Source organism: Paenarthrobacter sp. 4246, from assembly GCF_040546855.1.
Classification (GTDB): Bacteria; Actinomycetota; Actinomycetes; order Actinomycetales; family Micrococcaceae; genus Arthrobacter.
Map to the genome: position 1 here is coordinate 294,212 of NZ_JBEPOP010000001.1, position 12,261 is coordinate 306,472.

Here is a 12,261-nt window from a genome sequence, read left to right on the forward strand (position 1 = left end):
TAGGGCCGCCCCGTAACATGCTTCAAAGGCTCGGAAACACCCGGTAACGCTGGGTAATCCAACGTCACATACTTCCCCGCCTAGTTCGGGGAAACCCTGTCTTTAAGCGTCAGGTAGTAGGCCCGCTGCTCCTTGCCCAGATGCTCGATCGCGTAACGTAACGCCGTCCGGGGCATGGTGGCTGCGTGGTCATCGAGGAAGGCCAACAAGCGTTCGCGGCTGCTACGCCCGGCATCGCGGACCCAGCCGCCCACTGCTTTGTTGATGAGGTCTTCTTTGTCATGCAGCAGTATTTCGGCGATGGCGAAAGTGTCATCCAGCTGGCCTTCCCGGATGAACGCCGAGGTGGCGACGATGGCGGTCCGACGCTCCCACATGTTTTCCGAACGGGCCAGTTGGTACAGCGGATCCCGCGGCTTATCCATGAGCCAGCCACCCACTACCCTGCCGGCTCCGAGGTCCACCAGATCCCAGTTGTTGATGCGGTCGTGCCTCCGCAGGTACAGCTCGTAAAGCGTGTGGCGGCGCTCTTCCGTGGTCTTCTTCTTCTGGGCTTGGAGCGACATGATCTTCACGGCACCTGCGCGTGCCTCATGGATGTCCTGGTCCAGGAGCTTCTCGATCTCCTCCGGGGGCATGGCCGCGAATTCCTTGCTCAGCGTGAAGACTTCGCCCATGCGGACGCCCATGAAGAAGTCACCCTCGGCGTAGTCCCCTTGGCGGGTCTTGAAGTACCGCTGATATTTGGCCTGTTCGACGTCGGACTGCCGGATTCTCAGGCGCTCCAAGAATGCGACGGCGGTGGGTTGGGTTCCCGGCGCAGGCGCAGCAGGCTTGCGGGCCTTGGGTGGTTTCGTGGCCTTTCCGTCCTTGGGGGTCATCCCTCAATAATGCGCCTAAAAAACGGACCAGCCAGTACGGGTGGTGAATTCGTCCAGCGCGGCAACACCTGCCACGGAATTCCCGGATCTTCCCAAGCCCGGACTCCACACGCTGATGGAGCACTTGTTGGGGACCACCGCCACTATCCCGCCACCCACTCCGCTCTTGCCGGGAAGTCCAACCCTGTAAGCGAATTCGCCCGCGGCATCGTAGGTTCCGCAGGTGAGCATCACGGCGTTGATCCTCTTGGTCTGCGCCGGTGACAACAGCAGGGACCCATCTGCCCCTAAACCGTTTGAGGCAAGAAATCTGGTTGCGAGCGCCAGGTCTTCGCACGTCATGGCCAAGGCGCATTGCTTCGCATAGGAGTCCAGGACATCGTCCACCGGGTTTTCCAGGTTGCCGCAGCTTGCCAGGAAGTGGGCCAAAGAAGCATTGCGATGGCTGTTGGCCAATTCCGAACCGGCAACGTGGTGATCGGTATCGATGCTGTCCTTGGTGGTCTCCTGGCGCATCAGGTCCCGCACGGCGTGGGCGGCGTTTCCTGTCAGGCTCAAGAGCCGGTCTGTCACAACTATTGCGCCGGCGTTGATGAACGGATTCCGGGGAATGCCATCTTCGCTTTCCAACTGGACCAACGAATTGAACGGGTTGCCGGAGGGCTCCCGGAACACCCGTTTCCAAATACTGTCTCCATCGAAGGCCAGCACCAAGGCGAGTGCAAAGACCTTGGAGATGCTTTGGATGGAAAAGTCCACGTGGGCGTCTCCGGCCGAATACACCTCGCCCTCACGGGTGGCGACGGATATGCCGAATTGTTGGGCATCCACGGCTCCCAGTTGGGGGATGTAGTCAGCTACGTTGCCTTGGCCGACATGCGGCTGCACGGCCCCGACGATGTCGTCGAGGAGATTCTGGATATCCATGGTTCCTAGCCCTTGGTCCCTGCGTAGGTCCAGAGCCTGATCTGAAGGTGTGCCAGCAGGCGTTCATCCGCTGATTGCAGATCCAGCCCAGCCACTTCGCATGCGCGGCGGAGCCTGTAATGAACAGTGTTGCGGTGGACGGCCAATTCCTCGGCGCATCGGTTCACGTCGCCAAAGAACTCCAGGTAAGTCAGGAGGGTCAATGCGAATTCCGGGTAGCGGCCGCACAGCCGGGTGATTCCTGCATGACGCAGGGTAGTCCGCGATTCCAGCAACTCCAGCAATTCCCTGGTCAGGACCGTCGTTTCCACGTCGCTGTACGAGGCCACGCGCACGTCCGGTGTTGCTTCCATGACTTTGAGGACGCTGCGCACGTGATCAAGGGTGGCGTGCAGGGCGTCCAGGCGCGGAACGATGGGACCAACTGCTGCCTGCACCTGGAAATGAAGGTGGGTGGTGGCATCACGAACGATGGTGTTGACCAGCCGGTTGATGGCGGGGAGGGACTTCAGCGGGTCCACGTCGGGGAGGATGATGGCCGTTTCCATCCCCAACGCCCCCACTACGGCGCCTGGCCGGTAGGCTGCGGCGTGGATTGATGCCACTTTGGAGAGCTCTCCCCTGCGGAGCTGAAGCCCCGCCGCGCTCTGGCTGAGCCCGCCCGCCGAGATCAGGACCAAAGCCGCTGGCTTCGACGGATCGATGCCTGCCGATTGGGCCTGCGAATGGACTTGGGCGGTGCCACTGAGCAGGCTGGACACCCGGTCCTCGCGCATCGACTGGGACTGCTCATTGCGGTGGCGTACCAACTCGATGGCCGCGTGCCGGGCCGCACCCACCATGATGCGGTCCGTGTTGACCGCCAAAGGTTCGGCACCTTCCTGCAACCAGATGTAACCCATGACCCGGCTGCCCGCGTGAATGCCGATCGCCACACGTTCACGAAGACCCGCATCAAGGTTGGCTTCCACATGGACAGGCGCTTCAGTGGCCTGCAGGTGCTTGTAGACCCCTGATTCCTTCAGGAGTTTTTGGTACTTTTCAGGGCCACGCCTCGCCAGGATGGACAGCCGGCGGAGCTCGTCAACGTCATTGGATGCCGGGGAGTAGGCAAGGACCCTGTTGCCCGGATCTTCGATCACCACGTGGCCGTTGGTCAGTGTGGCCGTAGTTTGGGCGATCGCGAACAAGTCGCGGTGAACTGACGTGGGGGTCTCCCCTGGCACATCGTTCTCCCGGACCCGGTCCAGCGCGATGCTCTCGAACTTATCCCAGCGGAGCCCCGGGGCAACAGCCACCAGTCCAATGCCGGTCGGTTGGAGCAACTCTGCTGCGGCTTCCAACTCGCGTTCACTGCCCTTGACAGCAACTGCTGTGGGACGGCCCGCCATGATGCGGCGGAGCGCAGGGAGCGCCGCACGCCCGCGAACGCCGATCAACATGACCAGGGACCCTGGTCGGATCTCGTCGTCGTCTTCAGCATCAACAATGACAGTTTCGCGAACGGTTCTGTTGTCCTCTGCCGGGGCCAGCAGCAACCGGGCGTTGCCGACACCCAGATCTTCCAGGACGTCGCTCAATAAGGTGACGACTCCGTCGTCGTCAATTTCCAGGGCTTTCAACGAAGCTATCGCTTCCTCTCCACATCAGTTTCTTCAGCAGTACGCTTCCTCGCCATTGAGGGCGCCGCCGGTACATGTGCGCAGGCACGCACAGCGAGAAACATTACCGGCCCTCCAGAACACCAGTGTTGTCCCGCCGGCACAAGAGTCGGGCCCCGAATTTGGTTCGCCAGCCAATTTGTTGTCGACGGCAGCGACCTAGAGTTGGTGACTGTCCCACACACCACAAAGACTGACTGCAGCGCGGCCATTTTCAGGCGCAACTGCGAGGCAGCCAGCCCCACGTTGTGGAGTATTGAGCCACCTGTGGTGGCAACGGAGTCAAAGGAGACCCCCGAAGTGATACCCACCCCTGCGTCCACACAAACCCTTCCTTCCCCAACAGACCTGGCTGCCAGTCCGCCGTCGAACGCTTTCGCCCAAGAGGAAACCGGCTACCGCAAGACCCTCAAGCCCCGGCAGATCCAGATGATCGCCATCGGAGGCGCAATTGGTACCGGGCTCTTCATGGGCGCCGGAGGCCGCCTGAACGGGTCCGGACCTGCGCTGGTGCTGGTCTATGCCGTCTGCGGCTTCTTCGCGTTCCTGATCCTGCGGGCACTGGGCGAGTTGGTGCTGTACCGCCCCACGTCGGGCTCGTTCGTTTCCTACGCCCGGGAGTTCTACGGCGAGAAAATGGCCTACACCGCGGGCTGGCTCTACTTCCTGAACTGGGCCATGACCTCCATTGTGGACGTCACCGCCGTAGCCCTGTATGTGAAGTTCTGGGGCCAATATTGGGCACCCATCAACGACATCCCGCAGTGGTTGATCGCATTGATCGCTTTGGTAGTGGTGCTCTCCCTGAACCTGGTGTCCGTGAAGATCTTTGGCGAGATGGAGTTCTGGTTTGCCATGATCAAGGTGGGTGCCCTGGTGACGTTCCTCGTGGTGGGAATCTGCTTCATTGTTTTCGGCGGCCGGACGGACGTTGGCGTTCCGGGCTTCAACGTCATCGCTGAGAACGGTGGCATGTTCCCCATGGGCTCCGTGGCGCCGCTTTTGGCCATCAGCGGCGTGGTGTTCGCCTACGCTGCTGTGGAACTGGTGGGCACCGCGGCCGGCGAAACCGCCAACCCCCACAAGGTGATGCCCAAGGCCGTGAACACCGTGGTGATCCGCATCGGGGTCTTCTACGTGGGCTCAGTCCTGCTGCTCTCGCTCCTGCTTCCCTTCACGTCCTACAAAGCCGGCGAATCCCCGTTTGTCACCTTCTTCTCGCATCTCGGTGATCCGCAGGCCGGAGCCATCTCGGCGTCCGTGATGAACTTCGTGGTCCTCACCGCCGCGCTCTCCAGCCTCAACGCCGGTCTCTATTCCACTGGCCGCATCCTCCGGTCCATGGCTGTGAACGGCTCCGCCCCGCAATTCACCGGACGGATCAGCGCGTCCGGAGTGCCCTACGGTGGCATCCTCCTGACAGCGGCCATCACCCTGGTGGGCGTTGGATTGAACGCCGTTGTCCCCTCGCAGGTCTTTGAGATCGTGCTGGAAATCTCCGCCGTGGGAATCATCGGCGGCTGGGCCACCATCATGCTCTGTCACATCAAACTCCAGCACTGGGTTCGCAGCGGCAAGGTGGTACGCCCGGCCTTCCGGCTGTTCGGAGCGCCTTTTACCTCCTACCTCACGCTCGGTTTCCTGGCCTTTGTCCTGGTCACCATGGGGTTCTCGGAAACAGGTCGCTGGGTGCTGGCCTCGATGCTGGTGTTGGCGCCGCTGCTGATAGCCGGCTGGTATGCGTATCGCGGCCGCATCCGTACAGCCCTGACGTCCTAGACCCCTTTTCAGTTTGAAAGTGAAACACATGAGCACCTCTTCGCCGTCCCCCAGAATCGGCACCCCCAGCAGGGCCTGGCGGTCCCGAGCCGATGCGTGGGAGTTCCTGGGGTACGCCCTCAGGCAGCTCGCCTCGGCCCGATACCAGGAGTCCGGTTTGCTGTCCCAGATCGACCGGACTTTTGCCCTCCTGGCGGCGGTGGAACCCTATTGGGCCGAGCCTGGAGTCAACGCCGTGGCCCAGTTGCGCCAATTAATCGACGACGGCGAACCCCAGGCCGCGCTCCAGCTTCTGGGCGGTTTGTCCCACCTCCCGCTCGCCTCTGCCGGGGAAACAGCTGCAGTGCCGCGCGCTGAGCTCCCGGACGAGGAAGTTGTTGACCAGTCCGAGCCGGCGGAGCGGCCACGCTTTGAGGTCCTGGTGGTGGATACCATTGAGCCCGAAGAAGCCGAGGCGCTCAAGAACACCATGGCTGCGCAGCGCCGCCCTTCGGATGCGTTCACGTACACGGTCAACGTGGTTCCCAGCTATGAGGATGCCTTGGTGGCCATCATGCTGAACCCCGATATCCAGTCCGTTGTTCTTCGCCCGGGCTTCTCCCTCCGCAGCTCCCACCTGTTGGGCAGCGACCTCCGGAGGTTCCTGGCCCGGCATACCTCCGCAGACTTGCAGGACTCGCGACCCATCAGACGGATCCTTGCGCTGGCCGATGCAATTTCCGTGCTGCGGCCGGAACTGGACGTCTACTTGGTGGCAGGGGTTTCCATCGAGTCCCTGGCGGGATCCCTCACCAGGAAGTTCCGGCGGATTTTCCGGCGACAGGATCATCTGGACCTGCATCTGTCACTGCTATCCGGGGTGGCCGAACGCTACGAAACACCGTTCTTCACGGCGTTGCAGGACTACAGCCGCCGCCCGGCCAGCGTCTTCCACGCCCTGCCGATTTCCCGGGGTGCGTCTGTAGGGACTTCACCGTGGATCCGGGACATGGCCGATTTTTACGGGACAAACCTGCTGTTGGCCGAAACGTCTGCCACCTCGGGCGGTCTCGACTCTTTGCTGGATCCGCATGGGTCCATCAAACGCGCACAGGAACTCGCGGCCCGGGCCTTCGGGGCGCAGCGAACCTACTTCGTCACCAACGGCACGTCCACGGCCAACAAGATCGTTCATCAATCGCTGCTTGCTCCGGGCGATGTTGTGCTGGTGGACCGCAACTGCCACAAATCGCACCACTACGCCTTTGTGCTTGCCGGTGCCCGAGTCTCCTACCTGGATGCCTATCCCCTGGACAAGTACGCGTTTTATGGTGCTGTCCCTTTGACCAGCCTGAAGCGGAGGCTCCTGGAATACCGGCGGGCAGGCCGGCTTCATGAAGTGAAGATGGTCACCCTCACCAACTGCACGTTTGACGGCGTTGTCTACGACGTCGAAAGGGTCATGGAGGAATGCCTGGCCATCAAACCGGATCTGGTTTTCCTGTGGGACGAGGCGTGGTTTGCCTTCGCCCGCTCCCATCCGGTGTACCGGCGTCGAACCGGCATGGCGGCTGCAGCCGCCCTGGAAGCTTCCTTCACGGATCCCGCCTACGCCACCCGGTACGCGGAACAGGCCGCCGCCCTTCATGACCCTGTCACCGGCGAACCCGTTGATGACGAAGCCTGGCTCACCACCAGGCTGATTCCGGATCCTGCCAAGGCACGCCTGCGGGTCTACGCAACGCAGTCAACCCACAAAACGTTGACCTCGCTGCGGCAGGGTTCCATGATCCACGTGTATGACCAGGACTTCGCCGGCTCCAACCGGGAGTCCTTCCGCGAGGCATACATGACCCACACGTCCACCTCCCCCAACTACCAAATTCTGGCTTCCCTGGACATTGGCAGACGACAGGTGGAACTGGAAGGTTTCGGCCTGGTGCAACGGCAATCCGACCTTGCCGTGTCCGTGGCCCAAGCCGTGGCCCGGCATCCCCTGCTGAAGAAGTACTTCCGGGTGCTCTCCTCGCGGGACCTCATCGGTCCGCGCTACAGGGAAACCGGCTCCAGCATGCCGCTGCGGGATGGGCTGTCGGAGCTGGAGGACGCCTGGCAGCGGGACGAATTCGTCATCGATCCCAGCCGCCTGACGCTGGACATCAGCAAGACAGGGATCGACGGCGACACTTTCCGCCACAGCTACCTCATGGACGATCACGGCATACAGGTGAACAAGACCTCACGGAACACTGTGCTGTTCATGACCAACATCGGCACGTCCCGAAGCTCCGTGGCGTACCTGATCGAGGTCCTGGTGAAACTCGCTGAAGGTTTTGAGAACCCGCATCCTTCGGCGCGGCAGCGGTCACTTCCCGCCTCGTCCGACGCTCCCCGCCCGACTCCCCCGCTCCCCGACTTCAGCACCTTCGCCGCGCGCTTCCGTACGGACGATTCCTGCGAGGACGGGGACATCCGGTCCGCCTACTTTGAGAGTTACAAGCCCGATTCCACGGTTTACTTGTCCGCGGCTCAGGTGGCGTCTGCCGTGGCCGAAGGACAGGAAGTAATCTCCGCAGGGTTCGTGACGCCGTATCCGCCCGGGTTTCCCATCCTGGTCCCGGGGCAGGTGATTACCCGGCAAACCCTCGAATTCATGGCTGCTTTGGATACGCGTGAAATACACGGGTTCGATCACGAACGGGGGTACCGGGTGTTCGCGGAGCCTGCTTCGTCTTCTGTTCTCGAGCTGGTGGCGGTGGCGTCCTAGGCTTTGGCGCTCCAACCGAAAGCAGGAGCGACGTGCTTGGCGACGTTGCCCAGCAGCTTGGCGTTGTAGTCGACGCCAAGCTGGTTGGGCACTGTGAGCAGGACCGTGTCGGCTGCTTGCACTGCTGCGTCCTTCGCCAGTTCGTCCGCCAGTTGATCCGGCTCACCGATGTAGCTTTTCCCGAAACGGGACAACGCGCCGTCGAGAATTCCTACCTGGTCCTGGCTGTCCGCTTGGGCACGCAGACCGAAGTAGTGGTTGTCGACGTCGTCCACGATGGGGATCACGCTTCGGCTGACGGAGATTCGTGGCTCAAAGTCGTGTCCGGCGGCGGCCCAGGCTTCGCGGAACATTCGGATCTGCTCGGCTTGCAGTTCATCGAAAGGCACTCCCGTGTCCTCAGTGAGGAGGGTTGAGCTCATGAGGTTCATGCCTTGCTCTGCTGCCCAGACTGCAGTCTTCCGGGTTCCGGCGCCCCACCAGATTCTCTGCGGGAGGCCGGGTGACTGGGGTTGGATGGGCAGCAGACCTGTGGCCCCGCCGGAGTAATGTGGGTCCGCTTCGGCCACCCCGTGCCCGGCGATGGCTTTGCGGAACAATGCAGTGTGGCGGCGGGCCATGTCGCCACCGTCCTCACCGTCCTCGGGGACGTAGCCGAAGTTGGCTGCTCCGTTCCGTGCGGGTTCGGGTGAACCACGGCTCACTCCGAGCTGCAGCCGCCCATCACTGATGAGGTCCGTGGCTGCTGCTTCCTCGGCCATGTATAGGCTGTTTTCGTACCTCATGTCGATCACGCCGGTGCCCATTTCGATCCGGCTGGTCCGTGCCGCAATAGCGCTCAGCAGTGGAAAGGGCGATGCTTGCTGCCGGGCGAAGTGGTGCACCCGGAAGAAGGCTCCGTCGATGCCCAGTTCCTCAGCAGCCACAGCGAGTTCGATCCCCTGTTTCAGGGCCTCCCCAGCCGTTGTCACGAGGGAACCGGGGACGCGGGCCCAGTGACCGAAGGAGAGGAAACCGATCCGTTTGTTGTGCATGTTCGGGACAACTCCGCGGAGGCCCGGAGAATTCCACGGAGCCGCTCGTCCAGCGCTCAGCGCTTTCCGACAGTGATTCAGAATCCGTCGAGCGCATTAGGTATAGTGGAGCCGTCGGCAGTTTATCTATTTGATGGAGTAAAATGAATTTCGACACGGGGGTGCCGATCGTTTGATCGGTGCATGTCGAGACGCAGCGCGTACGTTGCAGGATCAACGCGGCGGGCGGGAATCGATCTCGACTGCTGCTCTTACGGAATTCCGGGGCGTGTTCGCTGACTGTTTCCGGGAGAACGTTGCCGCTGAACGGGCGGCCCGTTCGGAGCTGGTCCATATGTTGGAAGACGTTGCCCGTCGGGTACAGGAAGCGAAGAGCGCCGCGGAGGTTGAGCAGCGTCGCTTGGACCAGGTGACGGAGTGGGCGCTTGCCTCCGGTTGGGCGCGTGCTGGCGGCGGTTTTGCAGTGGATGTGGGGCCGCGCCCGTCGATGGAGGCGACTGACCGTCCGGTGGTGAGCGTGGAGACTGCGCGGCAGGGGTTTCGTGTCTGGGCGAGTGGAAGCACTGGTGGGGCGAGTTCCGCTGATCCGGACACCTTGGACTCCGCAGTGTCAACCTTCAGGATCCAGGACGACTCAGACCGAGGCGCGGCCAACAGAGTCAGTGCAGCTGTGTCCGAGTTCGAGGACAAGTGCTCCTGGGCGCACTCTGATCTCGACGCTGTCCGTGGCGGGCTGCGACGGTTCCTGGAAGACAACCATCAGGACGCGACCCGGCTTTCCGACATCGCGTCGACGTTCCGTGCTGCCGGTGGGAGCGGTGACCTCGGGCAGATAACGGTATCGAACGGCGTTCTTGTGCTTGCCACGGCGCCGATGACCTTATCGGGCTCGGCGCTGCTGGGCTACTTGTCCACTGCCTCCGAGGCTGACGTGAAGGCATTGGCCACAATACCCGGATGGCAGCAGACCCTGCGAGGCATGGACCCATCGAAAATCGGGGCTTGGTGGGCGGGCATGAAAACGGGAGCCCACACTGCAGTGAACGAGTCCGGGTTCACGCAGGTACAGGAGCTGCTGCTGGCTGCGGCTCCGGCCATGTTCGGCGCTTTGGACGGGATGCCCGCACTGGCCCGGGTCCGGGCTAACCAGTTGAACGCGCCAAGCCTGCTCCGTGCGGCGGAGAACGACCTGGAAACAGCCCGGAAATTGTCGGGGATCGGGCAAGCCCACCACGACCCGAACCGAACAAAAATGCTGGAAAATGAGGTCGCCTACCTGAAGCAGGTGGAAGCCGGGCAAGTTCAGCTTTACCTCTATGACCGGGACCAGTCCCGGATTGTGCAAATGATCGGCACCCCGGGCCCCGACACACGGCACGTGATCACCTACGTTCCAGGAACGTTCACCGGACTGAACATCTTCTACGAAGGCGGCGTACAGCAGGTCTCGACATACCTCAATAACAACGTGCCGGGGACGGTGGCTTTCGTGTACAAGGATGGGCGGTTCCCCGGGGAAGAGGACACCGCCGGCGGCCCCAACCTCGCGAGAATCGGTGAGGCGAACGATGAGAAACTCGCACGCACGTCCGGGCAGCAACTGGCAGGTTTCGAGACCGGAATGCGTATTGACCCCTACCTGAACGGTGCCGAACAAACCGGCATCGGACACAGCTGGGGCCTGGCGAACGTCACCAGCTCCGAAGTCGCCGGGGCCCGATACGACAAGGTGGTCTCTCTTGCTGGGGCAGGCATGCTCCGGGACTGGAAACCACAGCCAACCACGGAATATTCGAACCTGTATTACTATGATCTGCTCATCCATGGCCAGGGAGTTACCAACCCCGTCACGAAGAGAGGGGTGGTATGGGAGGGAAACAATCCGATTCATCGCGAAGAGTTTGAGCAGCACTACTACCGCGGCCCCCACGACGACCAACTTAGGGCGATCAACACCGTCGAAGAAGGGAACATCCTCATGGAAAACCACAACCTCATTGCCTCCAACATTAAGGACAACCGGGAGGCGCTTCGGGACATGCAAAGCCTGATTAACCGATGAAAATGTCACGCTACACGGCTATCGCCCTATTTTTGGTGACCATCATAAGTCTTTCCGGCTGTACTGGTACGGATATTTCAAGGGAGGAAAATGACTTGGAAACAAACGTGACATGGCAAAGCGCGAAAGCAGATACGCAGAAGACCGCACTCGAGATCGCCGGTCTAATCCCGAAAGACAAAGTCACTTCCGTCCTTCAGAAGGAGACCGGCGTACTCCTGTCGTGCAACAAGACCGCTCACAACTGGAACGGTTGGACAGATATCACGCTGACGGCCGACGCGAATGTGGAAGAAGTTATTAAAGGCCTTGAACTGCACTACAGAGGTGGCAGCTTCGAGGTGACAACTCGAAGGGGAATTGATGGTGACTATCAAGTGCATTTGCTTGGGCCCGCTCCCGGTGAAGGATATCTTATCGGTAGAGGCCTAACCCCAAATGTGATTCGCATTGATTCCGGTTCGCCGTGCTTCACATTGCCCGAGGGCACCTACCCCGGTGGAGATTTTTAGGTCCACATGAACAACCACAACCTCATCGCCTCAATCAACGAGGACAACCTGCAAGTACTCAGAGTCATGCCTGGAATTCTGCCTTGATGAGGGCGCGACACGGCGCCATGGCGTTGTTGTTGGCGGGTGCGATGGTTCTGGCCGGTTGCGCCGGAAGCCCCGGAGGGACACACATCGAACCACCAGTGACCACCGCAACAAAGACACAGGGTGAACCGACGAAAGCTGAACTGACGTGGCAGGAAGCGAAGGCCAAAGCCCAAGCCATGGAATTGGAGATCGCCGCCCTGATCCCGAAAGGCACGGTTGTCTCGATCGATCAAAAGAAGAAGGGCGTGCTGCTGTCCTGCAACAAGACACAGCACAAGTGGAAGGGCTCCACGACCATCACGGTAGCCGACGGAACCAAAATCAATTCAATCGTGAAGGACATCGAAGCCCACTATCAGAGCGGCCTCTTTGGAGTCAGGAACAGGCTCGACATCGGGGGTTCCTATGAAGTTCAAATGATCGCTCGCAGCGGAAGCGGGGAGAACTACATTGTCGCCGAAGGCCTGGCCCCAAACCAGATTGACATCGATTCGGGCTCGCCGTGCTTCACCTTACCCGAGGGCATCTACCCGGGTGGGGACTTCTAAAGCGTAGTTCGCGTGGAGTGG

The 12,261-nt window shown here is 61.3% G+C and carries 9 protein-coding genes; 5 read left to right on the forward strand and 4 right to left on the reverse strand.

Features of this window, described 5'->3' with window-relative positions:
• Positions 1–80: 80 nt before the first annotated feature.
• Genes ABIE35_RS01410 through ABIE35_RS01420 form a run of 3 tightly spaced genes read right to left on the reverse strand, consistent with a single transcriptional unit; the run spans position 81 to position 3,430 of the window.
• Positions 81–881, reverse strand: a complete 801-nt coding sequence (locus ABIE35_RS01410; RefSeq protein WP_354512100.1) for a DNA alkylation repair protein — start codon at positions 879–881, stop codon at positions 81–83.
• 15 nt (positions 882–896) lie between these two features.
• Positions 897–1,808, reverse strand: a complete 912-nt coding sequence (locus ABIE35_RS01415; RefSeq protein ID WP_354512101.1) for a glutaminase — start codon at positions 1,806–1,808, stop codon at positions 897–899.
• A 5-nt stretch (positions 1,809–1,813) separates the two neighbouring features.
• Positions 1,814–3,430 carry a PucR family transcriptional regulator gene (locus tag ABIE35_RS01420; RefSeq protein ID WP_354512102.1) on the reverse strand — a complete coding sequence of 539 codons (1,617 nt, stop codon included), beginning with the start codon at positions 3,428–3,430 and terminating at the stop codon, positions 1,814–1,816.
• Between the two features lie 339 nt (positions 3,431–3,769).
• On the opposite strand from ABIE35_RS01420, the gene ABIE35_RS01425 reads away from it, so the two are divergent.
• Positions 3,770–5,248 carry an amino acid permease gene (locus ABIE35_RS01425; RefSeq protein WP_429388116.1) on the forward strand — a complete coding sequence of 493 codons (1,479 nt, stop codon included), beginning with the start codon at positions 3,770–3,772 and terminating at the stop codon, positions 5,246–5,248.
• A 28-nt stretch (positions 5,249–5,276) separates the two neighbouring features.
• A complete protein-coding gene (locus ABIE35_RS01430; RefSeq protein WP_354512103.1) occupies positions 5,277–7,994 on the forward strand; it encodes an aminotransferase class I/II-fold pyridoxal phosphate-dependent enzyme in 2,718 nt (905 codons plus the stop codon).
• On the opposite strand, the gene ABIE35_RS01435 is transcribed toward ABIE35_RS01430, so the two are convergent.
• Positions 7,991–9,028, reverse strand: coding sequence for an LLM class flavin-dependent oxidoreductase (locus tag ABIE35_RS01435; protein WP_354512104.1), 1,038 nt, complete (start codon positions 9,026–9,028; stop codon positions 7,991–7,993). The genes ABIE35_RS01430 and ABIE35_RS01435 overlap by 4 nt on opposite strands.
• Before the next feature lie 268 nt (positions 9,029–9,296).
• On the opposite strand from ABIE35_RS01435, the gene ABIE35_RS01440 reads away from it, so the two are divergent.
• The 3 genes from ABIE35_RS01440 to ABIE35_RS01450 all read left to right on the forward strand — a co-directional run bounded on the left by ABIE35_RS01440 (position 9,297) and on the right by ABIE35_RS01450 (position 12,240).
• Positions 9,297–11,090: a hypothetical protein gene (locus ABIE35_RS01440; protein ID WP_354512105.1), complete on the forward strand. Its 1,794-nt coding sequence runs from the start codon at positions 9,297–9,299 to the stop codon at positions 11,088–11,090.
• Between the two features lie 2 nt (positions 11,091–11,092).
• Complete coding sequence (locus tag ABIE35_RS01445) at positions 11,093–11,602, forward strand: hypothetical protein (RefSeq protein WP_090817229.1); 510 nt, start codon at positions 11,093–11,095, stop codon at positions 11,600–11,602.
• An 86-nt stretch (positions 11,603–11,688) separates the two neighbouring features.
• Positions 11,689–12,240: a hypothetical protein gene (locus tag ABIE35_RS01450; RefSeq protein ID WP_354512106.1), complete on the forward strand. Its 552-nt coding sequence runs from the start codon at positions 11,689–11,691 to the stop codon at positions 12,238–12,240.
• Positions 12,241–12,261: the final 21 nt, after the last annotated feature.